The sequence below is a fragment of the Kluyvera sp. NPDC087067 genome (assembly GCF_044745165.1).
GTDB lineage: Bacteria > Pseudomonadota > Gammaproteobacteria > Enterobacterales > Enterobacteriaceae > Kluyvera.
Genome location: NZ_JBIUZS010000002.1, coordinates 263,201 through 286,623, shown reverse-complemented (window position 1 = coordinate 286,623; position 23,423 = coordinate 263,201). Strand labels below are relative to the sequence as shown.

13 protein-coding genes are annotated in these 23,423 nt (G+C 55.5%); 5 read left to right on the top strand and 8 right to left on the bottom strand.

The window, feature by feature from the left end; all coding sequences use genetic code 11:
- Window positions 1–21: 21 nt before the first annotated feature.
- From ptrA to recD, 3 genes are read left to right on the top strand one after another with little or no spacing between them, the layout of a single operon-like run.
- Window positions 22–2,907, top strand: a complete 2,886-nt coding sequence (gene ptrA, locus ACIPDS_RS06730) for a pitrilysin (protein WP_400734023.1) — start codon at window positions 22–24, stop codon at window positions 2,905–2,907.
- Window positions 2,904–6,449 carry an exodeoxyribonuclease V subunit beta gene (gene recB, locus ACIPDS_RS06725; RefSeq protein ID WP_400734020.1) on the top strand — a complete coding sequence of 1,182 codons (3,546 nt, stop codon included), beginning with the start codon at window positions 2,904–2,906 and terminating at the stop codon, window positions 6,447–6,449. Before ptrA ends, recB begins: the two co-directional genes overlap by 4 nt.
- Window positions 6,446–8,284 (top strand): exodeoxyribonuclease V subunit alpha, encoded by a 1,839-nt coding sequence (recD, locus tag ACIPDS_RS06720; RefSeq protein WP_400734017.1) that lies wholly within the window; start codon window positions 6,446–6,448, stop codon window positions 8,282–8,284. Before recB ends, recD begins: the two co-directional genes overlap by 4 nt.
- Before the next feature lie 61 nt (window positions 8,285–8,345).
- Here recD and ygjK read toward each other — a convergent pair whose 3' ends face one another.
- From ygjK to ebgR, 7 genes are all read right to left on the bottom strand, one after another.
- Window positions 8,346–10,697: an alpha-glucosidase gene (gene ygjK / locus ACIPDS_RS06715; RefSeq protein WP_400734014.1), complete on the bottom strand. Its 2,352-nt coding sequence runs from the start codon at window positions 10,695–10,697 to the stop codon at window positions 8,346–8,348.
- Window positions 10,698–10,714: 17 nt separating this feature from the next.
- On the bottom strand, window positions 10,715–11,773 hold the full coding sequence (gene ygjJ / locus ACIPDS_RS06710) for a protein YgjJ (protein WP_400734011.1): 1,059 nt from the start codon (window positions 11,771–11,773) through the stop codon (window positions 10,715–10,717).
- Window positions 11,774–11,822: 49 nt separating this feature from the next.
- Window positions 11,823–13,256, bottom strand: a complete 1,434-nt coding sequence (locus ACIPDS_RS06705) for an amino acid permease (protein WP_400734008.1) — start codon at window positions 13,254–13,256, stop codon at window positions 11,823–11,825.
- 226 nt (window positions 13,257–13,482) lie between these two features.
- Entirely contained in the window at window positions 13,483–14,916 is a 1,434-nt protein-coding gene (locus ACIPDS_RS06700) for an amino acid permease (RefSeq protein ID WP_400734005.1), read from the bottom strand.
- A 93-nt stretch (window positions 14,917–15,009) separates the two neighbouring features.
- Window positions 15,010–15,459 carry a beta-galactosidase subunit beta gene (locus ACIPDS_RS06695; RefSeq protein WP_400734002.1) on the bottom strand — a complete coding sequence of 150 codons (450 nt, stop codon included), beginning with the start codon at window positions 15,457–15,459 and terminating at the stop codon, window positions 15,010–15,012.
- Window positions 15,456–18,548 carry a beta-galactosidase subunit alpha gene (gene ebgA / locus ACIPDS_RS06690; protein ID WP_400733999.1) on the bottom strand — a complete coding sequence of 1,031 codons (3,093 nt, stop codon included), beginning with the start codon at window positions 18,546–18,548 and terminating at the stop codon, window positions 15,456–15,458. The genes ACIPDS_RS06695 and ebgA overlap by 4 nt, the downstream gene beginning before the upstream one ends.
- Window positions 18,549–18,860: 312 nt before the next feature.
- Window positions 18,861–19,844, bottom strand: a complete 984-nt coding sequence (gene ebgR, locus ACIPDS_RS06685) for a transcriptional regulator EbgR (protein ID WP_166515723.1) — start codon at window positions 19,842–19,844, stop codon at window positions 18,861–18,863.
- A 222-nt stretch (window positions 19,845–20,066) separates the two neighbouring features.
- On the opposite strand from ebgR, the gene ACIPDS_RS06680 reads away from it, so the two are divergent.
- Entirely contained in the window at window positions 20,067–20,399 is a 333-nt protein-coding gene (locus ACIPDS_RS06680; protein WP_400733996.1) for a tRNA-binding protein, read from the top strand.
- Between the two features lie 206 nt (window positions 20,400–20,605).
- Here the strand turns inward: ACIPDS_RS06680 and argA are convergent, their stop codons facing one another.
- Window positions 20,606–21,937 carry an amino-acid N-acetyltransferase gene (argA, locus tag ACIPDS_RS06675; protein ID WP_166515725.1) on the bottom strand — a complete coding sequence of 444 codons (1,332 nt, stop codon included), beginning with the start codon at window positions 21,935–21,937 and terminating at the stop codon, window positions 20,606–20,608.
- A gap of 229 nt (window positions 21,938–22,166) precedes the next feature.
- Here argA and amiC point away from each other — a divergent pair, with 229 nt between their 5' ends.
- Window positions 22,167–23,417: an N-acetylmuramoyl-L-alanine amidase AmiC gene (amiC, locus tag ACIPDS_RS06670; protein WP_400733993.1), complete on the top strand. Its 1,251-nt coding sequence runs from the start codon at window positions 22,167–22,169 to the stop codon at window positions 23,415–23,417.
- Window positions 23,418–23,423: the final 6 nt, after the last annotated feature.

Here is a 23,423-nt window from a genome sequence, read left to right as displayed (position 1 = left end):
TGTTAATGATGAGGTCCGTGAATGCCCCGCAGTGTCTTGTTGAGTATGATTGTTTTCGTCACCGCCTTTTGGGCCACCGTCGGTCAGGCTGACACCGGATGGCAACCGATTCAGGAAACCATCCGTAAAAGCGAAAAAGATCCCCGTCAATATCAAGCTATTACGCTTGCTAACAACATGGTTGTTCTGCTGGTTTCCGATCCGCAGGCAGTGAAGTCGTTGTCTGCGCTGGTGGTGCCGGTGGGCTCGCTGCAAGACCCGGACGATCATCCCGGCCTTGCGCACTACCTCGAACACATGACGCTGATGGGCTCAAAGCAGTATCCGCAGCCTGACAATCTTGCTGAATTCCTGAAAATGCACGGTGGCAGCCACAACGCCAGCACCGCGCCGTATCGCACCGCTTTCTATCTGGAAGTGGAAAACGACGCGCTGCAAGGCGCCGTTGACCGCCTGGCTGACGCCATAGCCGCACCGCTGCTGGATAAAAAATATGTCGACCGCGAACGTAACGCGGTGAACGCCGAACTGACCATGGCGCGCACCCGTGACGGCATGCGCATGGCGCAGGTTAGCGCCGAAACCATTAACCCGGCGCACCCGGGCTCGCGTTTCTCCGGGGGCAACCTCGAAACGCTCAGCGATAAACCGAACAGCCCGGTATACGACGCGCTGCGGGCGTTTCGTGATAAGTACTACTCCGCCAATCTGATGAAGGCGGTCATTTATAGCAACAAACCTTTGCCAGAGCTGGCGAAAATTGCCGCCGAGACCTACGGTCGCGTGCCGAATAAATCAATTGAACGCCCGGAAATCAACGTACCTGTTGTGACCGATGCTCAAAAGGGTATTGTGATTCACTACGTGCCCGCGCTGCCGCGTAAAGTGCTGCGCGTAGAGTTCCGTATCGACAACAACTCTGCCCAGTTCCGTAGCAAAACTGACGAACTGATCACTTACCTCATCGGTAACCGAACCCCGGGAACGTTATCCGACTGGCTGCAAAAGCAGGGGCTGGTTGAGGGGATTCGTGCCGACTCTGACCCGGTTGTGAACGGCAATAGCGGCGTGCTGGCTATCTCCGCGACGTTGACCGACAAAGGCCTTGCCCACCGCGATGAAGTGGTGGCGGCAATCTTTAGCTACCTCGATTTAATGCGTCAAAAGGGCATCGACAAAAAAGACTTCGACGAGCTGGCGCATGTGCTGGATCTCGACTTCCGCTACCCTTCGATTAACCGCAATATGGACTACGTTGAGTGGCTGGCGGACACCATGATCCGCGTGCCGGTTCAGCACACGCTGGACGCGGTCAACATTGCCGATCAATATGATGCCCAGGCGGTAAGAGACCGGCTGGCAATGATGACGCCGCAGAATGCGCGCATCTGGTACATCAGCCCAAAAGAGCCGCACAATAAAGTGGCTTACTTTGTCGATGCGCCGTATCAGGTTGATAAAATCAGCGCCGACACCTTTGCCAAATGGCAGAAGGCGGCAAGCGGTATCAGCCTGAGTCTGCCGCAGCTGAACCCGTATATTCCAGATGACTTCACGCTGATTAAAAGCGACAAAAGCTATGCGCAGCCGAAGCTTATGATTGATGAGCCGAACCTGCGTCTGGTGTATATGCCGAGCCGCTATTTCGCTCGCGAACCGAAAGCTGATATCACCATGATCCTGCGTAATCCACAGGCGATGGACAGCGCCAAAAGCCAGGTGCTGTTTGCCTTAAACGACTATCTGGCGGGTATCGCGCTTGACCAATTAAGCAACCAGGCCGCCGTCGGCGGGATCGGCTTCTCGACCGGTGCCAACAACGGTCTGATGCTCAATGCCAACGGCTACACCCAGCGTTTGCCGCAGCTTTTCGACGCGCTGTTACAAGGCTACTTCAGCTATACGCCAACCGAAGAACAGCTGGAACAGGCCAAATCCTGGTATATGCAAATGCTGGACTCTGCCGAGAAAGGCAAAGCCTACGAACAGGCGATTATGCCGGTGCAGATGCTGTCTCAGGTACCGTATTTCCAGCGTGAAGATCGTAAAGCGCTGCTGCCAGCGATTACTTTAAAAGAGGTGATGGACTACCGCGACCAGTTGAAGGCCGGCGGCCGTCCTGAGTTTATGGTGGTCGGCAACCTCTCCGTTGAACAATCGACAACGCTTGCGCGTCACGTTGAATCACAGCTTGGCGCTCACGGCAACGAGTGGTGCCGCAATAAAGATGTGGTGGTCGACAAACAGCAAAACGTTATCTTTGAAAAAGCCGGTGGCAGTACCGACTCGGCGCTTGCCGCGGTGTTTGTGCCGCCAAACGTCGATGAATTCTCAAGCTCGGCGGCCAGCGCCATGCTGGCGCAGATCGTCCAGCCGTGGTTCTACGGTCAACTGCGTACCGAAGAGCAATTGGGCTACGCCGTATTTGCCTTTTCGATGAACGTGGGTCGCCAGTGGGGCATGGGATTCTTGCTGCAAAGTAACGAAAAACAGCCGGCCTTCCTGTGGGAACGCTTTAAGGCCTTCTTCCCGACCGCTGAGCAAAAACTGCGCACAATGAAACCGGAAGAGTTCGCGCAAATTCAGCAGGCGGTAATTGCCGACATGCTGCAAGCACCGCAAACGCTCGGTGATGAAGCCTCGCAGCTGAGCAAAGATTTCGATCGCGGTAATATGGCCTTTGATTCACGTGCTAAAGTAGTGGCCCAGATTAAGCTGTTAACGCCGCAGAAACTGGCCGACTTCTTCCATCAATCGGTGGTGGCACCGCAGGGCATGACGATACTGTCGCAGGTTTCGGGTAGCCAGAATGGCAAAGTTGATTACGCGCACCCTGAAGGCTGGAAGGTGTGGCAGAGTATTACCGCGTTGCAGCAAACCTTACCTTTGAGACGAGAGAACGAATGACCGACACCGCCGAGTCCCTTGATCCCCTGCGCTTACCCCTCTTTGGTGAGCGCCTGATTGAAGCCTCAGCGGGCACCGGAAAAACCTTCACCATTGCCGCACTCTACCTGCGGCTTTTGCTGGGGCTGGGCGGCGAGGCCGCTTATCCCCGCCCGGTGAACGTCGAAGAGCTGCTGGTGGTGACCTTCACCGAAGCGGCGACCGAAGAACTACGCGGGCGTATTCGCAGCAACATTCACGAGCTGCGCGTCGCCTGTCTGCGTGACGCGACTGACAACCCTCTCTACGCCAGCCTGCTGGCTGAAATCGACGACCTTCAGCAGGCGGCAAGCGTTCTGCTGCTGGCTGAGCGGCAGATGGATGATGCCGCCGTCTTTACCATTCACGGCTTCTGCCAGCGTATGCTCAGCCTCAATGCGTTTGAGTCGGGTATGCTGTTTGAACAGCAGCTTATCGAAGACGAATCCCAGCTTCGCTACCAGGCCTGCGCCGACTTCTGGCGACGCCACTGCTATCCGCTGGAACGCGAGATTGCGCAGGTGATCGTCGAGTCCTGGAAAGGGCCGCAGGATCTACTGAAATCGATCGACCGCTACCTGCAAGGCGAAGCGCCGCAGCTAAAAATGCCGATAAGCGCCACGGAAACGCTGGCGTCGCGCCATCAGCAGATCCTCGCGCAAATTAACGAGATCAAACAACGCTGGCTTGCGCACGTGGGGGAACTGGAGGCGCTGCTGGAAAATTCCGGCATCGATCGCCGCAAGTTTAACCGCGGCAACCAGGGCAAATGGATCGACAAGATAAGCCTCTGGGCACAAGAAGAAAGCAAAAACTACCAGCTCCCCGATGCGCTGGAAAAATTCAGCCAGTCGTTCCTCGCCTCGCGTACCAAAGCGGACGGCGAAGTGCCCACGCACCCCCTATTTAGTGCCATTGAACAGCTGCTGGCCTCGCCGCTCACCTTAAACGACCTGGTGATAGCGCAGGCGATGACGGAAATCCGTCAGGCGGTGGCGCAGGAGAAGCGTCGTCGCGGCGAGCTGGGCTTTGACGATATGCTCAGCCGTCTTGACGAAGCGCTGCATGGCGACAGCGGCGATGCGCTGGCCGCCGCCATTCGCCAGCGTTTCCCGGTGGCGATGATCGATGAATTCCAGGACACCGACCCGCAGCAGTACCGTATTTTTCGTCGTATCTGGCGGCAGCAGCCGGACACCGCGCTACTGTTGATTGGCGACCCAAAACAGGCGATCTACGCCTTCCGTGGTGCCGATATCTTTACCTACATGCGCGCGCGCGGCGACGTGGCGGCGCACTACACTCTCGACACCAACTGGCGTTCTGCGCCGGGCATGGTCGAGAGCGTGAACCGCCTGTTTGGGCTGGTTGATAACCCCTTCATGTTCCGTGATATCCCGTTCCTGCCGGTGAAATCAGCAAGCAAAAATGCCTCGCTGCGTTTTGAAGTCGACGGCGAAAATCAACCGGCGATGAACCTGTGGCTGATGCCCGGCGAAGGCGTTAGCGCAGGGGATTATCAGAACTTTATGGCCGCGCAGTGTGCGGCGCAAATTCGCGACTGGCTGACCGGCGGCCAGCGCGGGACGGCGCTGCTGTGGCGCGGCGACAAGGCCAAACCGGTACAGGCTTCTGATATTACCGTGCTGGTGCGTAACCGCCAGGAAGCGTCGCTTATCCGCGACGCGCTGAATGCGTTGGCGATCCCCTCGGTCTATCTCTCTAACCGCGACAGCGTATTTGAAACACCGGAAGCACAGGAACTGCTGTGGGTTCTGCAAGCGGTGTTAACGCCTGAACGTGAAAACGCGCTGCGCAGCGCGCTGGCAACGGCGATGTTTGGCCTCAGCGCGCAGGACATCGACGGGCTAAACCAGGACGAAAACGCCTGGGATGCGCTGGTGGAAGAGTTTACGGAATACCGCAATATCTGGCTGCGTCGTGGGGTAATGCCGATGCTCCGCGCCCTGATGAGCGCCCGTTCGATTGCGGAAAATCTGCTGGCGACTCACGGCGGCGAGCGGCGTCTCACCGATATTCTGCATCTGAGCGAACTGCTGCAAGAGGCGGCCACCCAGCTTGAAAGCGAACATGCGCTGGTGCGCTGGCTCAATCAACAAATTGCCCAACCGGATACCAACGCCTCCAGCCAGCAGATGCGTCTGGAGAGCGACAAACACCTGGTGCAGATTGTCACCATCCACAAATCAAAAGGGCTGGAGTATCCGCTGGTCTGGCTGCCGTTTATCGCCCGCTTCCGTAAGCAGAATCAGGCGTTCTACCACGACCGCAACTCTTTTGCCGCCGTGCTCGATCTTAACGAAAGTGATGAAAGCCTTGAGCTGGCTGAAGCCGAGCGCCTGGCGGAAGACCTCCGACTGCTGTACGTCGCACTCACCCGCGCCATCTGGCACTGTAGTTTAGGTATCGCGCCGCTTACCGCACGGCGCAGCGATAAGCCCACGGATACCGAACTCCACCACAGTGCGCCGGGGCGATTACTGCAAAAAGGCGAAGTTCTTAATGCCGCAGGCCTTGAAGATTGCCTGCGTGCGCTGTGCGATGAACATATTGCGCTGACGCCAACCGCGCCGCCGGATAATACCCGCTGGCAGCCAACGCAGGCCGCCATGCCGGATCTGACCGCGCGGCAGGTATTGCGGCGCATCATCGATGACTGGCGCGTGACCAGCTATTCCGGCCTACAGCAGCGTGGACATAGCGTGGCGCAAGATCTGCTGCCGCGTCTGGATATTGACGCCGCCGGTGTCGGCGATGAACCGCTGGAGCCGGAACTGACGCCGCACAACTTCCCCCGCGGCGCCTCGCCCGGCACGTTCCTGCACAGTCTGTTTGAAGACCTCGACTTCACGCAGCCGATTTCAGCACAGTGGATGCGCGAGCAGTTACAGAACAACGGCTTTGGCGAGCACTGGGAGCCGGTGCTCACCGCCTGGATTTCGCAGGTGCTGGCAGCACCACTGGCTGATACCGGCATTGCGCTAAACCAACTGAGCGCGCGGGATAAACAGGTGGAGATGGAGTTTTATCTGCCGATTGAAAAGACGCTTGATGCCCAGGCGCTGGACGCGCTGACCCGCCGCTACGACCCGCTCTCGGCGGGCTGCCCGGAACTAGATTTCCGTCAGGTACGCGGCATGCTGAAAGGTTTTATCGATCTGGTGTTCCGTCATGACGGGCGATACTACCTGCTGGACTACAAATCCAACCATTTAGGTGAAAATGGCGAAGCTTATACTCAGCAAGCGATGGCAAAGGCGATGCAGTCGCACCGCTATGACCTGCAATACCAGCTTTATAGCCTGGCGCTGCACCGCTATCTGCGTCATCGCCTGGCCGATTATGACTATGAGCGTCACTTTGGCGGCGTGATTTATCTGTTCCTGCGCGGCGTCGACGGCGGCGCGGGGCAGCAGGGGATATTTGCGACCCGGCCCGATCCCGAGCTGATTATGGCAATGGATGCGCTGTTTGCTGGCGTTGAACAGGAGATGGATGCATGACGCTGGAACAAGGCTTACTGGAAGCCGTAGAACTCAAGCTATTACGCCCGCTGGACGTGCAGTTTGCGCGGATGGTGGCGCAGAATGAACACCCGGCGGTCATGCTCGCTGCCGCCATGCTCAGCCGCGATACCGGCGAAGGCCACGTCTGTTTACCTCTCTCTCATCTGACGCCAACCCTGCAACCAAAAGGGCGCGCGCGGGAATTATGGCAGCAGCTTTTTGCCGCTGTGGGCGAGCCTGAGGACTGGTCAGCATTGCTGCTTGCCTCACAGGCGGTGAGTGCGGGGGAGCGTCCGTCGCCTCTTCTTTTAAGCCGCCAACGCCTCTATCTGAACCGCATGTGGCGCAACGAAATGACCGTGGCGCGTTTCTTTAGCGACACTCAGTCGCCGTTTGAGATTGACGTGCCGCTGCTTGCCGCCACGCTGAACGCGCTGTTTCCGCCCGCTGACACGGTCGATTGGCAAAAGGTCGCCGCCGGTGTGGCGCTGACGCGACGTATTTCGGTGATCTCCGGTGGCCCCGGTACCGGAAAAACGACCACCGTCGCCAAACTGCTGGCAGCGCAGGTGCAAATGTCCGGCACGCAAAAGTGTCGTATTCGTCTCGCCGCGCCAACCGGTAAGGCCGCCGCGCGATTAACCGAGTCCCTCGGTGCGGCGCTGCGCAAGCTCAACTTAACTGATGAACAAAAAGCGATGCTGCCGACCGATGCCAGCACGCTGCACCGCCTGTTGGGTGCGCAGCCCGGCAGCCAGAAAATGCGCTATCACGCCGATAACCCGCTGCACCTTGACGTTCTGGTGGTGGATGAAGCCTCAATGATTGACCTGCCAATGATGGCGCGACTGATTGATGCGCTGCCGCCGCATGGGAGAGTGATTTTCCTCGGCGACCGCGATCAGCTCGCTTCCGTTGAAGCTGGCGCCGTACTGGGCGATATCTGTAGCTGGGTGAACAACGGCTATACCGCCGAACGCGCGCGTGAGCTCAGTCGCCTGGTGGGAACGGAGATTCCAGCCGGTGAAGGCGACGCCGCAAGCGCGCTGCGTGACAGCCTGTGTCTGCTGCGCACCAGCTACCGTTTCGGCAGCGATTCCGGCATCGGGCAGCTTGCCAGCGCGGTCAATCGAGGGGATAAAAAAGCCGTCAGCGAGGTCTTCCAGCGCGGGTATAGCGATATTGAACTCAAGTCGCTCAGCACAACGGACGATTACGCTGCGATGCTCGAGGATGCGCGCACAGGCTACGGTCATTATCTTCAATTACTACGCGACCGCGCCAGCCCCGCCGATGTGCTGGCGGCATTTGGCGAATATCAGCTTCTTTGCGCGCTGCGGGAAGGGCCGTGGGGAGTCAGCGGGTTAAACACCCAGTTTGAACTGCTGCTGGCGCGCCATCGACAGATTGTGCCGCAGCGCCATTCACGCTGGTATGAAGGTCGCCCGGTGATGATTACCCGCAATGACAGCGCGCTGGGATTATTTAACGGCGATATTGGTATTGCGCTGGATCGCGGGCAGGGGACGCGCGTCTGGTTCCCGATGCCGGACGGCACGATTAAATCGGTACAGCCGAGCCGCTTGCCCGAGCACGATACCGCATGGGCCATGACGGTGCATAAATCGCAGGGTTCGGAGTTTACCCACGCAGCTCTGGTGCTGCCGACGCAGATTGTTCCGGTGGTGAGTCGTGAACTGGTTTACACGGCGATCACCCGTGCAAAAGCACGGCTATCGATGTACGCCGATGAGAACCTGCTGGCGCAGGCGATTGCCACCCGTACCGAGCGGCGTAGCGGGCTGTCGGCGATATTTGCCGAGATGTCGTAGCCCGGGAAGACGATACCGGGCGGTTCCCTCTCCCAATGGGGAGAGGGTGAGGGGAAAAACGCTACGGCTTACGGAAAAACTCGTTATACAACATATACAAATGCGCCGCGCTCCATGAGAAATTAGGCGCTCCCTGCTGCGCGCCGGTCAACGGATTATAGTTCTCCTGAATTGGGCCGTCGGAGGTTAACCCTTTGGCATGTTTGAAGAAGGCATCGGCCATCTTCAGCGCTTCTTCGCGGTGACCGTAGCGTTCCATTCCTTTCAGGCCAAACCACAGTTGATCCACCCATACGCGACCGCGCCAATAAATATCTGCGCCAAACGCGGGATTGGTCAGCGCAGCGGTGCCCAGCGGCACGAAGGTGTTGAACTCTTTGTTATCCAGCATCACCGAAATTACCTCATCGGCGTGGGCCTGCGTTGCCGCGCCGTTAAACAGCGGCGACCAGCCCTCCGGGCCTTTGCCGCGCTCGACGATAGGCTTACCGGCACAACCGTTAGCCAGCGGTTGATCTTCAATACGAATGTCGTAATAGAATTTTGTCTGCGGGTCGAACATGCAGGTATTGATGTAGTCGGCGAGCTTTTTCGCCAGCGCCTGGTAGCGTTTCGCCTCTTCCGGCTTGCCGAGGAGGGTCGCCATTTCCGCCAGATAGTGATTGTCGCTGTACATATAGCTGGCTTGATCGACCGACTCCTGCAATAACGAATAGCCGAGCAGGTTGCCGCTCTGATCGCGGTTTTCGGCGAATTTTACCGTCCAGTCGCTGCGTTTCCCGCCGTTGGCGATGTATTTATCCAACTGCGCTTTATCGATAAAGCCAAACACCGCCGCGTCATCGCGCCCGGACTCCCAGGAGGCAGCCACCTGAGCTGGGATCTCCAGGCTGTCGTACTCGCCCTTCGCCGTCACTTGCTCATAAGTTTTGAGGCCAGAGAGCGTCTCTTCTTTATCGCCCTTTTTCACGGTAAACAGCATCGCGCCGTCGGCGGTATTGTGCGCTTTATCGCGGGTCGCGCCGTACTCCGGCACGCCGTTGCCGTTGTGGTCGCGGTTGCGTAGCCACCAGTCATGGTAGGCCACCAGTTTTGGGTACATCTCCTCAAGCCAGGCTTTATCTTTGGTGACGTTATAGACCTCCATCACCGACCAGGCGGCCAGGCTTGGCTTGGTATTGCGCTCGTTCCAGTTGCTGCCGTCACCGCCGCGCTCCGGGCTCAGGTTCCATGCGATCAGATCCGGCACGAAGCCGGCATCCTGCGGACGCACTTTATCGTTGGCGGCAATCTGCCAGGAGAAGACGGCGCGAATGTTCTCTTTGGCGATCTCCGGGTTGAAGTGGGCCATAGCGTAGGCCTGTTTCCAGGTATCCCACGGCCAGGTCTGATTGCCGGAGAACCAGCGTCCAGTCACCGACGGCGTGACGGTATTGTGCTGCACCGCACCGCCGGGGGCGCGCCAGTTGCCGTTCAGGGTTTCGATGGCTTTCACTGCCACCCGGGTTTGTTCTGCGGTGGCGTCAGGATTGGTCAGCCCCTTTTGCAAATAGCCGTTCCAGCGCTGCTCGGAAGCGCTCAGGTAGTGGGCCGGGCGCGCCAGAATATCGCGGATTTGCGCCTTCTCAAGACGCACCTGTTCGGCAGTCAGCAGGTGTGAGTAGGTGGTATAGATTGTTGTAGAACCGTTTATCTGCGCGCTACTGGTAAAACGATGGCCGTCGATTTTGGTGGCCGTCGGCAGGGAGCGATGCACCTGATACTGCGATTCGCCGGAGGTCATCAAATCAGAGTCGGAGCGGACTTTGCCAAAGCTCACCGTCAGACCATCGCGGGTTGCACTCAGATGACGCTGATAGCTCGGGAAGGCTTCATCAATGGTTTTAGTCGTCAGCAGTTTGCCCTCTTTCGAGGTCATTTTCTCCAGCAGTTCACCGTCCCAGACCAGTTTGAGCGGCGTATCGCTGGTGATTTTTGTCTCCAGCAAAGAAGTGTGCGCGCTGGCGAAGCGCAGAGTCATTTCAACCTGCACGCCGGGGGCGGAGAGTGTCTGAACCAGCGCGCCGGGCAGGCTCCACGCCTGCATGGTGAAGGCGACTTTTTTACCGTTCTGGTACACCGTCAGGCGATCAAAATTGGTCGCCATAAAGTTGATGTACTCTTCAGTCAGTAGCGCAGGACCAGGAAAACCGCCCATAGTGGCAGGGCCGTCCGGCAGCAGGTGTCCATGCCATGCGCCAAGATCGAAAAACGGGTTGAAGCGCTGGTGGTCATCGTAATCAAAATCCTGCATAGACTGCGGCGCGCCGCTACGGTTGATGACGTTTTTAAACTCATCAGCGGTCACTGCATGGGCGGAAAAGCTTAGCAGCAGGGCGCAGGCCAGCGGCGTAAAAGTGGTGGTTATTTTCATGGTATTTCTGTCCCTTGTTACCAATAGAAATATTGCATCAGGAAAACCTGGTCGCTCGGATCGCCAGAGGCGTTTTTCATGTAGAACCGGCTGTCTGCGGCGGTTGCAAAACGCCCATCGCCGTATTCGTACCAGATACCAAACTGCATAAATGAAGTGGTTTCCTCCGCGGCGTTATCCGGGCGATGTTTGGCGTAGCTATAGGCGGTGGAGAGATAAACGCCTTTGAGCGCTTCGTACATGGCGCTGGCCATAAAGCCGGTTTCGGTACCCGGAACGTTTTTCCCGCTCGCGCGTCCGGTGTGGTGCCAGGCGCGGGCGGCGAGGTTGGGGGAGAGGATACCGGTTAGAAACAGCTGCCCAGTGCCGTCGGTGACTTCCAGACCGTTCATCCAGGTGACATCTTTAGCGATATCGTATTGGATGTAGCCATTGACCATCGCCGGATAGGTATATTTATCGTCGTAGCGGTCGTACTTACCGAAATGCAGCCAGGCTTTGCCTTCGTCATGATGTCCGGCAGGCGTGGCGGTCACGCTATAGCGGAAGTCGCCCGCCAGGTTTTGCACCTTGAGCGCGTACATAATGTCGCGCGTATTGGGGATGACGTAGCCGAGGTCAGGGGTGAAATCGCCCCACCATTGCAGGTCATCGAGCGATGAGTCCTGGCGCAGACTGAGCATGATCTCGGTACTGTTGTCGGTTTTATATCCACCATAGAAGCGGTTAATTCCGCCTTCAAATCCGCCCCAGCTGTGATCCGGGACCCAGGCATTACCCTGATTATCGGCCTGAACCGTCCAGCCTTCGCCATAAATTAAGCCAAACCAGTTGCCGTGCTTTATTTCCAGACCGCCTTCAATATAGGTTCCATCGCTATATTTGTGCTTATCCTCGCCTTCTAAATCCATATATCCACCAATGCCCAGCTCGCCGTAAAACCGGTATGAAGTCGTGCCGATTTCTGGCGTCTTCATATCATCATGTTCCGCTGGTAGAGCGGTTTCGGCGGCGAGCGTGGGTGCGCAAAAAGCCAGGGCGGCCAGCGCCCAGTAAAAAATGTTATTATTTTTCATAGGTTCATTTAGAGGTAATGTAGTTTGTTTTTTTTAAGAAAAAATCATCTCATGGAGCATCAGAGGCTGGCGCTGCTTCAATTATTTTTTCTTCCTGAGTTAATCCCCTCACATATTTGCTGTATTTCCACCAGGCAAATCCGAGGAAGATAACGATCCCACCAACGTTATAGAAAATAATCGTCAGAATATTGCCGCCGGTTGGGAACGTTGAGGCAACGAAGCCGATGGCAAAAATGGTAATAAGCATAGAAACCACCGCAATGCCGGTCGTGCGCGAGCCCATCTTAAAATCTCGCGGCAGATGATCGAGCTTACGGCGCAGGTTGAGATATGCCAGCATAATAAACAGCGGCGGTAGCATAGAAGCGGCGGCGGTCATATTAATGATGGTATTCATTAAATCCTGCACCGTATTAGAACCCATCATCGGGATAATCATCAGTGGAATGACAATCAGGAATTGAATCCATGCGGCACGTGCCGGTACGCCGTTCTGATTAAGCTCGACGGTTTTTTTGCCAAATATCCCCGCCGGAATTTCGGAGAAAAAGATTTTTACCGGCGTGGCGGTCCACATTAATAACGAACCGAACATGGCGGTAAAGGAGACCAGGCCAACAAATCGGTTAATTAAAATTTCCGGCAAACCAAAGTATACCGCCATCCCATGGAAGACTTGTACCGATCCGCCGGTAAATTTCAGCTCTTTACTGCTGATGAATACGTTAATCAGCACTGAAGATATCGAGTACAGCACGCCGATAACAATACCGGCCATGATGATGACTTTCACGAATGACTTTGATCCGCCTTTGACGTCATTCACATACACCGCGACGGATTCCGCGCCGCCAGCCGCCATAAAGATCCAGGTAGTGATGCCCAGAAACGCCCAGTTGAAGTTCGGGATCATCGCATCCACGGTAATGGGATCCGCGGGTTGAATACCGCCCACCAGCGCGCTGCCTGAGAGCAGGATGTAGGAGAGGGTCAGGAGCAACATCAACGATGATGTGACCGAGGTAATCGGGCCGAGCATTTTTGCGCCGTTTGTTGATACCCAGGTGGATAAAGCAAACAGCGCCATGCTTAGCACCGTTGTGGCAATCGGAGTCAGGATGTACTCATAGCCGAGAAAAGCGTAAGAGGCATAGGCAATGACGCGCGGCAGCAGCGAGGTGAAAAAGAACAGATTCACAAACCAGTAGGTGTAGGCGGTAATAAACGCCCAGCGTCCACCCAGTGAGCTTTTAACCCAGGCGTAAACGCCCGCTTCTGAGTTTTTATTGAGTGAAACAAATTCCGCAATAATCAGGCAGAAAGGGATGAAGTAGAACAAGGTGGCGAGGAAGAACATCGGCGCTGACGCCAATCCTAGCTCAATATTGTTATTGATAACGTTGTTAAAACTGAAGACGGCAGCGAAGGTCAGGGACAGCAGGCCAAACTTGCCGATGGTATTACGTTTGGTATCAGACATAACACATCTCCACACATTATCCTTCGCAGAGTAGTTGAAGGGATTGTGTTGTTTGTAGGGTAGAGGCAGTTAAGTATCACAGTTAATTTTAGTAAAATATTTAGTAAATAAAATAAGTAAAACTGAATTGCTTTAACTCGATCACGAAAAAGGTTGAGGGCTACGACATTGCTTTCAGGTCAAAAAAATCCCGCCTGCCGAAAAGGGAGGCGGGATAGTGGGTTGCTTATTTAGCCGGATTCTCCGCGCCATTCAGCGCCGCCTGCTGGCTATTGCGCTGTTTTTTCTCAAAGCGGGTTATCCACCACCAAGCCAGACCAGAAAAAACGGCGGTCATAAAGACGTTGATAAAGAAGGCATTTACCAGGTCGACGCCCGGAGGGAACGCTGAGGCGGTCATGCTGACCAGGAAAATGACGATCAGCATCGATACCACGGCCATGCCGACCTTTCTTGAGCCCATGCGGAAGTCGCGCGGGGTATCATCGTGCTTCCAGCGGAAAACAAAGTAGGCGACCATAATAAACAGCGGCGGCAGCATGGCGGTGCCTGCGGTCAGGTTGATGGCGGTATTCATCATCTGCTGAACGCTGGCGGAGCCGAAGCCGTTGACAATAAGCATTAAAAAGACAAAAACAAACTGCCACCAGGCGGCGCGTACTGGTACGCCGTGAGCGTTGAGTTCGGTCGTTTTTTTGCCGTAGATGCCCGCAGGAATTTCAGAGAAGTGAATTTTTACCGGTGCGGCAGTCCACATCATCATGCTGCCGAAGATGGCGATAAACAGAATAATGCCGACGAAGCGGCCCATCAGCGCTTCCGAAATATGGAAGTAAGCGCCAAGGCCGGTGAAGATCTCCACCATGCCCGCCGCGTAGGTCAGATCTTCACGCGCCACAAAGACGTTGACCAGCAGTGAACCCAGCGCATACATCCCGCCTATCAGCACTCCGGCGGTGATGATCACTTTAATAAACGATTTCTGACCGCCTTTGGTGTCGTTCAGGTAGGCGGCAACGGTTTCAGCCCCGCCCGCAGCCTGGAAAATCCAGCACATGATGCCAAGCGTAGCCCAGTTAATGGTTGGGGCCATGGCGTGCAGCGTAATCGGCTGCGCGGGTACGTGACCCGAGCCCAGTGCAGTAAAGGCGCCGACAACGTAAATCGCAAACAGCGCGAAGACGCCATAGGCTACGCATTCGGAGATTTTCCCAAGCCAGGTCGCGCCTTTGGTGGAGATATGGGTGGCCATGGCGAACAGGACGATGGAGATAAGCGAAGTGACCATCGGCGAGAAGGGAATGGCGTAACCCATAATCGCGTACGACGCGTAGGCCACCACGTTCGGCAGCAGCGACAGGAAAAAGAACAGGTTTACAAACCAGTACAGGAACGACCCCAGATAGGCTGCGCGGGTGCCTAAAGGCTGTTTCAGCCAGGCGTACATGCCTGACTCAGAATTTTTATTCGCTGAGACGAATTCGGCGATGATAAACACAAACGGGATAAAATAAACCACCGTCGCGAACAAGAAGATAGGCGCGGAGCTCAGACCTAACTCAATGTTATTGTTGACGATATTTCGCACGTTAAACACGGCGGTAAACGCCATCGACAGCAGGGCGAATTTACCTATTTTGGCACGAATTGATTCGGACATATGTCCTCCGAAAAATCATATAGCCCGGATTTGGGGCTGGAACCGGGACGGCCAGCGGGTGTACCCGCTGGCCTCTTGTTGCTTAACGCAGGCTTACTTATTCAGGAAGTAGCCATCTTCAATCGTGACTTTAAGCACCACTTTTTTGACCGGTGAATCGCAGATAAAACGGTAAGCTTCGTTGGTATCGCAAATCACCATTTGTCCTTCATGTACCTGAACGGTTTCACCTATGCCTTTCAAATATTCGCGGTCGGTTTCATCGCGGTAGCAGGCGACGGTCTGGAGCTTATCTTTGGCGGCAAACTCAATTTTTTGCTGACCTTGCAGATAATAATGCACTTCGAAATAGCGGCGATTACCGACAAACAGCGCATCCGTCGTGCTATCGCTTTCCACGCGATAGGTGAGCGAATCGCCGATGGAGTGGGCGACGCCGGGCCGGATATTGTCGATGTTATTGATGGCTTCCATGCAGCGCTGCCATTTACGTCCGCTGTGATAGACCTGCTTAAATTGTTCTAAATTATCGAGAATTCTCATTTTTCAGCCTCGCTGTGTGAATCGGAGGAAAAGAAACCGGCGTCAAAGCTATGATTCGCCAGCCTCTGCGAGGAAGCGCACCCGCCTTCCAGCGGCAGCAGCGTAAAGCCATAGTTGAACGGTTTGAGCCAGACGCGCCAGCTATCCAGCACCTCGCTGCCCCAGGAGTTCGATCCCAGGCCGAGCAGTTGGGCGTCGATATTCAGAGTGATGTCATCGCTGCGTCGCAGTTCGTTACAGTGCTGCGCGGCGTGCAGATTTTCCGCCGTATAGTGCCAGGCGCTGACGTTGAGCGGGCTGCGCGGTACCACCATCAGGCCGCTGCCGTGACGGTCAGTAAAAGAGGCCCAGCGTACGTGCTGGCGGTTGCCGTTGTTCTGCGGGAACGGATAGTTCACAAACATGTCGTCGACGGTGGTGCGCCAGACGTCGATGATGTTGCTTTGCTGGCTGTCGGCGTAGTTTTCGCCCGGCCCGCGACCGTAGTAATTGACCTGCTCAAACTGACCGTTAATACCGAGCATAAAGCCGATGCACGGTACGATATGCGGGTAATCACCGTAGCGTTCGCCTTCAAGCTCAACGTTAATATGGCCCTGCGGAGTTATCTGCCAGCGATAGGTGCAGCGCATACCGAAATCGAAAACCGGCGGGGCGATAATGCTGCGGGTGGTGATAATCACCGTGTCACCGCACTGCTCGGCGCTGAATTCACGCAAATGCTCCTGCATAATTTGCAGATGATTTGGCTGCCACAGCCCTTCGTATTCCTGTTTATGGTTATCAATCATCGGCTTGAAGAAGTTAATCTTCGGCTCGCGGGTTACCTGGTCGATGCCGTTCACCTGCCATTCGCTGAGCTTGCCGCTGACTTTCGAGAACACCACGCGGAAGTTGTGCCCGGTGATGCTGTAGCTCAGACGTTCATCGGCGATGTGCAGCGGGGTGGCGCTGGCGTTCACCAGCGGCGTTTTTGCTGCAGTCTGCTCTTTAAGCTGGAACTGGTAGACGGCGATTGGGTGGTTGGCTTCGCTGTAGAGCGTGCGGGAATCTTTGGTCACCATGATGTTGACGAAGGTCTCGCGATCGTCGAGCGCTGGCAGGTCGATTTTGATATCGCGGCTGCTGTTTGCCGAAAGCCCCGCAACCTTAAGCTGTTGGGTCGCCAGCGTGGCCCCTTCGGCACGTACTTCAACGCGCAGGGTGTAGTCGTCCAGCGTGGAGAACCAGAGCTTATTATCGACGCGCAGCTCGCCCCGGGTGATATCGGTCGCCTGCACTTTTACCGGCGCGATAACCTGCTTGTACTCTCTGAGCCCCGGCCCTGGGGTCTGGTCGGAGAAAACCAGCCCATCGAGGCAAAAATTGTAGTTATTAGGATAGTCACCGTAGTCGCCGCCAAATTTGTACCATACCGCGCCGCTGTCGTCGGTGGCCTGGATACCGTGATCGCACCACTCCCACACGTAATGACCCTGAATGCTGTCGTGCTGATAGAACACGTTCTGGTATTCGCTGAGCCCGCCGGGGCCGTTGCCCATCGCATGAGCGTATTCGCAGATAATGCGTGGTTTTTCATGCGGATGCTCACCGAATTCGTTCATCAGCGGCACGCGGGTATACATGGTGGAGATGATATCCACCACTTCGGCGTCGCGATCCTCTTCGTAGTGCACCAGACGGGTATCATCCAGCGCTTTGGTGGCCTGATACATCGCGCGGATGTTGCAGCCGTAGCCGGACTCGTTGCCCAGCGACCAGATGATGATCGACGGATGGTTTTTCTGCGCGTGAACATGGCGCACGATACGCTCGACGTAAATGTGCTCCCATGCCGGGTCGTCGGTGATGGCGCTCAGGTTGCCGACGTTGGCGAAACCGTGGGATTCGACATCGGTTTCCGCCATCACGAACAGGCCGTAAATGTCGCACATCTCATAGAAACGCGGGTCGTTCGGGTAGTGGGCGGTGCGCACCGAGTTAATATTGTGCTGCTTCATCAGCAGCAGATCTTTCTCCACGCGGTCCATTCCCACCGCACGACCTTTCAGATGGTCGTTATCGTGGCGGTTAACCCCGTGCAGCATCACGTAGCGGTTGTTGATGTAGAACAGACCATCGCGCACTTTGATATCGCGGAAGCCAACGCGCTGCGGGATAACTTCGATAATTTCCCCGGCGGCGTTTTTCAGCGTCATCACCAGGTGGTAGAGGTACGGATTTTCTGCTGACCACTGCTGCGGCGCTTTCACATCAATAGCAAAATCGACGTTCAGCTGCTGGTTGACGGTCAGGCGCTGGGTTGTGCCTTCATATAGCGCTTTTTCACCGTCGAACAGCGCATATTCCAGCGTGACTTCACCCGCCTGGGCGGCGAGGTTTTCCAGCACCAGCTGGCAGGAGAGAGTGGCGTCAATATAGTCGTCATTAAAATCGGTGCGCAGGGTGAAATCCTGCACATGCAGCGGATTTTTCCCGACCAGGTACACATCGCGGAAAATACCCGCTGACCACCACATATCCTGGTCTTCAATGTAGGTGGAGTCGGCCCACTGCATCACGCGTACGCACAGCAGGTTGTCGCCGGTGTTTACCGCGTGACTGATATCAAACTCTGCCGTCAGGCGGCTGCCTTTACTAAAACCAATGTACTGACCGTTAACGTAGACTTCGAAATAGGTTTCGACGCCATCAAATTTAATAATGGTCTGCTGATCCTGCCAGCCGTCGCTGAGGGTAAAGATGCGCTGATAGGCGCCGGTTGGGTTATCGGTCGGAACGTAGGGTACGTCAATCGGGAAGGGAAAACCTTCATCGGTATATTGCAGCTGACCGTGGCCTTCCATCTGCCACATTCCCGGCACGGTGATCGGCCCCCAGTCGCTAAGGTATTGCGAAGTGAACGCTTCTGGTACCAGCAGCGGGTTGGTGAAGAAGCGGAAGTTCCATTGTCCGCTGAGGGACAAAAAGCGGCTGCTGGTTTCACGGGCGAAGGTACGCGCCTGGGCCTGCGAATCGTAAGAGAAGAAATAGGCCCGTGGCGGCAGCCTGTTTTCATGAGTGAGTTGAAGATTTTCCCAGCGATTCATATCGCCTCCCTGAACGGACTAAACGGATATGATGCATTTTAGTAAAAGTTTTACTAAATAAAACCGTCGGAGATGATTTACTTTAACTCGATCACAAAATGAGCGTTACCGGGCGCCTGTGGTTGGCGTCGGGAAAGGGACATTCCCGGAGGCGATGCTGCGCATCTGTCCGGGCTACTGTTGTGCAGACGGCGGTGAACCCGTAGCCCGGGCTGCCGTTTTGCAGACGGTGCTGAACCTGTAGCCCGGGCAAGGCGCGTCAAGCGCCGCCCCCGGGAGCCGAGCGCAGAGGATTTCGCGTCAGAAACGCAACTAGCGGGTAGTACCGCGCAGTTTTAGCACGCTCGGAACATAGACGTTTAGCGGCAGCGCGCGCCCATCGCGGGCTTTTTCAAACAGCAGGTTCACGCCCTGGCTGCCCATCATTTCTGAGTGAATGCGCACGGTGGAGAGTGGAGGGAAGGTAAAGCGTGCGGTGGGGATATCATTAACGCTGATAAGCGAGATATCTTCCGGGATAGCGAGTCCGCGTTCGTGGATAGCGCGCAGTACGCCGATGGCAATTGAATCCGATGCGACAAACAACGCTGTGGGGAAATCCGCTTTCGCCAGCATGATTTTTGCAAGCTCATAGCCAGAAGAACTGGAAAAACCACCGCGCCAGATGTCATCTTCCGACACCACCCCTTTAAGACGGCCGTACTCAGCGAAGGCCACTTCACGGATATCAGCTTTGCCGGGTTCATCCTGGCCGCCGATAAACCCGATGCGCGACGCGCCCTCGGCGATAAAAAAGTCGATAACTTCTTTTGCGATACGCACCAAATCGATATCCACGGCATCATAGTTGCTGCCAGGTTCATGGAAATCGATAAAGCAAATATTATCCGTTAACGCAGTGGCCGCGTCACGAATGGCGAGCGACGGCTGCCCGACAATCAATACGCCGGTGATTTTTTTCAGTTCCGGTAGCGCGTTGTTGAAATAGCAGTTTGTTAGCTCAATGCCGAGCTTTTCGCATTGCGTTTCAATGCCGTGGCGAATCGCCAGATAGTAAGGATCGTTGATTTCAAGATCCTGCTGATAGCTGTAAATCGCCAGAATATGATGGTGCCCAACCGCGTGTGCCTGGGTCTTACGCGAGCTGGTGCTCTTATATTCCAGCTTCTCGGCAATCTCCAGGATACGGTGCTTTGTCTCTTCTTTCACGTTCAGGGTGGGGTCGTCGTTTAATACCCGTGAAACCGTTGCCAGCGAAACGCCCGCTTCGGTCGCGATATCTTTCAGTGTAGCCATTTTTTCTCTTCTCTGACGTTGCCCCATTGATGCAAACCATTGTAAAGCAAGCGAGGGCTCCTGCATCTTTTTTCAGTAAATTGACGCGGTATTATTCAATACCCACCCGACATTTTCTCTGATGTAAACAGTGATTGACCTAACATTGTTGTCAATATTATGCGGAAAAACTGATGATTTTTGTTATTTTTTACTAAAACTTTACTAAGGTGGAGGGAGAAGATGGAAACGGTAGTTTATGGTGATTTTGCCAAACTGGAGATGCGTACCGGCAAGATTGTCGCCGTAGAGCGCCATGCAAACGCTGACAAGTTATACATTGCTCAGATTGATGTTGGCGAACGTACCTTGCAGACGGTGACCAGCCTGGTGCCGTACTACAGTGAGGAAGAGCTTCTGGGAAAAACCGTGGTGGTGCTGTGCAATCTGGCGAAAGCGAAAATGCGCGGGGAAATCTCCGAGTGCATGCTTTTGTGTGCAGAAACTGATGATGGCAGCGAAAGCGTCCTGCTCACACCGGAGAAGCTGATGCCAGCGGGTGTACGAGTGGTATAGCGGTAGATGGAGGGTAGGCCTGATAAGCGTAGCGCCATCAGGCGCAACGGTGCCGATTGCCGGGTGGCGGCTTCGCCTTACCCGGCCTACACGGGCTGGAATGCACCTAACCCTCTCAAAAGGGTAGCCCGGCCGAACGCAGTGACGTCGGGATTGGTTGCGAGCCACCCCGGGGGCGGCGTAAACGCCTTGCCCGGGCTACCGGTTTACACCAGATCCGTCATCAACACCTTCGACCGACGCTGGTAGTTATACAGCAGCTTTTTACTCTCCGGCAGCAGCTCCACATCAACCGGCTTAAACCCGCGCTCCTGGAACCAGTGAATGCTGCGCGTGGTCAGCACAAACAGATGATTAAGCCCCATCTGTTTTGCCTGCGTAGCAATACGCTCCAGCAGCACCTCGCCGCGCGATGAACTCCGGTAATCCGGGTGCACCGCCACGCAGGCCATTTCGCCGATCTTTTCCTCCGGGAACGGATAAAGCGCGGCGCAGGCAATGGTGGTGTTATCGCGCTGAATAATGGTGAACTTGTCGATCTCCATCTCCAGCTGTTCGCGAGAACGACGCACCAGAATCCCCTGTTGCTCCAGCGGGGCAATGAGATCCAGAATCCCGCCGATATCGTTAATGGTGGCGCGGCGAATTTGCTCGGCGCTCTCCATCACAATCTGCGTACCAATACCGTCGCGGGAGAACAGTTCCTGCAACAGCGCGCCGTCTTCCTGATAGCTAATCAGGTGGCTGCGACGCACGCCGCTGCGGCAGGCTTTTACCGCGCCGCGCAGGAAACGCGCGGTGCCGGAAAGGTAGTCGCCTTCCTGCTCGAGTTCTTCAATACGCGCCTGTGCTTCGTTCGGGAACAGCTCCGGGACAATCTCGCCCGCCTCGTTGTAAACCCCTTGCGACGAGCAAAAGCCGATCATCTTTTCCGCTTTGAGCTTAATCGCCAGTTGGGTCGCCACTTCTTCGGAGGTGAGGTTGAAGCTCTCACCGGTCACTGAAACGGCAACCGGCCCCATCAGCACAATCGCCCCGTTGTCGAGCTGGCGGTGGATCGCTTCTTCATCAATACGACGAATACGTCCGCTGTGGCAGTAGTCGATGCCGTCATCCACCCCTAGCGGCTGGGCGATAATAAAGTTGCCGCTCACCACGTTGATGTGCGCGCCCTGTAGCGGGGTATTGTTAAGGCTCATCGACAGCCGTGCGGTAATATCCAGCTGCAGAAGACCCGCAGCCTGTTTCACCAGCTCCAGCGTTTTAGTATCCGTAACACGAATATGTTTATGGTAGGTCGGCTCATGGTGGTGCTCAGCCAGATTGGCATCGATTTGCGGGCGCGCGCCGTAGACCAGCACCAGGCGAATGCCCAGGCTGTGGAGCAGACCAATATCGCTGACGATGCTGGAAAAGTTTTCATGCTCAATGGCTTCACCGCCGAGCATAATGACAAACGTCTTCCCCCGGTGGGCGTTAATATAGGGGACAGAATGACGAAACCCCTCTACCAGTTCGGTTCTACGTTCCTTCACCACGGCACAACCCTCAATGCATGACTATTCGTAATTAATGTATTTTTATTCTGTTTTCGGGCGAAACGCAAGCCGGATTTTGCCTAAATAACGCAATAGCCTGCTGCCAATTGTGTTGATCCTACGAATGTTTACCCTTTTATAGATGACAGCTTATCCACCTTTGGTTAAAGTTTTCGGTCAATCGTAAAATGCGTAAATTCAAATTGTCTTTTTTTGCCTGGGATGGAGCATGTCGGGAAGTCAGTCGTTAAGTCGTCGTCGCCTGTTAAAAGGGGCGGGCGCCATGTGGTTGTTGAGCGTGAGTCAGGTGGGTTTAGCTGCCGTTAGTCAGGTGGTGGCTGTGCGTATCTGGCCGGCGTCCAGCTACACGCGCGTCACGGTGGAGTCTAACCGTGTGCTTAAGTACCGACAGTTTGCGCTAAGCAATCCTGACCGTATGGTGGTGGATCTCGAAGGGGTTAATCTGAACTCGGTGCTAAAAGGCATGGGGGCGCAGATTCGCGCCGACGATCCCTATATTAAATCGGCGCGTGTCGGGCAGTTTGATCCGCAAACCGTGCGCATGGTATTTGAGCTAAAACAAGATGTTAAACCGCAGCTCTTTGCCCTGGCGCCGGTCGCCGGTTTTAAAGAGCGCCTGGTCATGGATCTCTATCCTTCCAACAGCAATGACGTGCAGGATCCGCTGCTGGCCTTGCTGGAGGAATACAATAAAGACGGCCTCGAAAATCAGGTTCCGCCAGCGCAAAGCGGCCCGCAGCCGGGCAAAGCCGGGCGTGACCGTCCGATTGTCATCATGCTTGACCCCGGTCACGGCGGCGAAGACTCCGGCGCGGTGGGGCTGCATAAAACGCGGGAAAAAGATGTGGTACTGCAAATTGCCCGTCGCCTGCGCGCGCTGATTGAGAAAGAAGGCAATATGAAAGCCTACATGACGCGCAACGAAGATATTTTTATTCCGCTCAAAGTCCGGGTGGCAAAAGCGCAAAAGCAGCGCGCCGACCTGTTTGTCTCCATTCATGCGGATGCGTTCACCAGCCGCCAGCCGAGCGGTTCCTCGGTGTTTGCGCTGTCGACCAAAGGGGCCACCAGTACCGCGGCCAAATACCTCGCGCAAACCCAGAACGCCGCTGACTTAGTGGGCGGCGTGAGCAAGAGCGGCGACCGCTACGTTGACCACACGATGTTTGATATGGTGCAGTCGCTGACCATTACCGACAGCCTGAAGTTCGGTAAAGCCGTGCTGCAAAGGCTTGGTAAGATCAACAACCTGCATAAAAATCAGGTCGAACAGGCCGGTTTTGCGGTATTAAAAGCGCCGGATATTCCATCAATCCTCGTCGAAACCGCGTTTATTAGTAACGTTGAAGAAGAACGTAAGCTGAAAACCGCGGCCTTCCAGCAGCAAGTCGCCGAGTCAATTCTCGCAGGCATCAAAGCCTACTTTGCCGACGGCGCGACGCTGGCAAGGCGCGGGTAATTTACC

What these genes read in the sequence shown, in the direction of transcription:
- ACIPDS_RS06695 (WP_400734002.1), bottom strand. Translation starts at nt 15,459, where the DNA reads ATGAGAATTCTCGATAATTTAGAACAATTTAAGCAGGTCTATCACAGC.
- ACIPDS_RS06700 (WP_400734005.1), bottom strand. Translation starts at nt 14,916, where the DNA reads ATGTCCGAATCAATTCGTGCCAAAATAGGTAAATTCGCCCTGCTGTCG.
- ACIPDS_RS06705 (WP_400734008.1), bottom strand. Translation starts at nt 13,256, where the DNA reads ATGTCTGATACCAAACGTAATACCATCGGCAAGTTTGGCCTGCTGTCC.
- recD (WP_400734017.1), top strand. Translation starts at nt 6,446, where the DNA reads ATGACGCTGGAACAAGGCTTACTGGAAGCCGTAGAACTCAAGCTATTA.
- ptrA (WP_400734023.1), top strand. Translation starts at nt 22, where the DNA reads ATGCCCCGCAGTGTCTTGTTGAGTATGATTGTTTTCGTCACCGCCTTT.
- recB (WP_400734020.1), top strand. Translation starts at nt 2,904, where the DNA reads ATGACCGACACCGCCGAGTCCCTTGATCCCCTGCGCTTACCCCTCTTT.
- ebgR (WP_166515723.1), bottom strand. Translation starts at nt 19,844, where the DNA reads ATGGCTACACTGAAAGATATCGCGACCGAAGCGGGCGTTTCGCTGGCA.
- ygjJ (WP_400734011.1), bottom strand. Translation starts at nt 11,773, where the DNA reads ATGAAAAATAATAACATTTTTTACTGGGCGCTGGCCGCCCTGGCTTTT.
- amiC (WP_400733993.1), top strand. Translation starts at nt 22,167, where the DNA reads ATGTCGGGAAGTCAGTCGTTAAGTCGTCGTCGCCTGTTAAAAGGGGCG.
- ACIPDS_RS06680 (WP_400733996.1), top strand. Translation starts at nt 20,067, where the DNA reads ATGGAAACGGTAGTTTATGGTGATTTTGCCAAACTGGAGATGCGTACC.
- ygjK (WP_400734014.1), bottom strand. Translation starts at nt 10,697, where the DNA reads ATGAAAATAACCACCACTTTTACGCCGCTGGCCTGCGCCCTGCTGCTA.
- ebgA (WP_400733999.1), bottom strand. Translation starts at nt 18,548, where the DNA reads ATGAATCGCTGGGAAAATCTTCAACTCACTCATGAAAACAGGCTGCCG.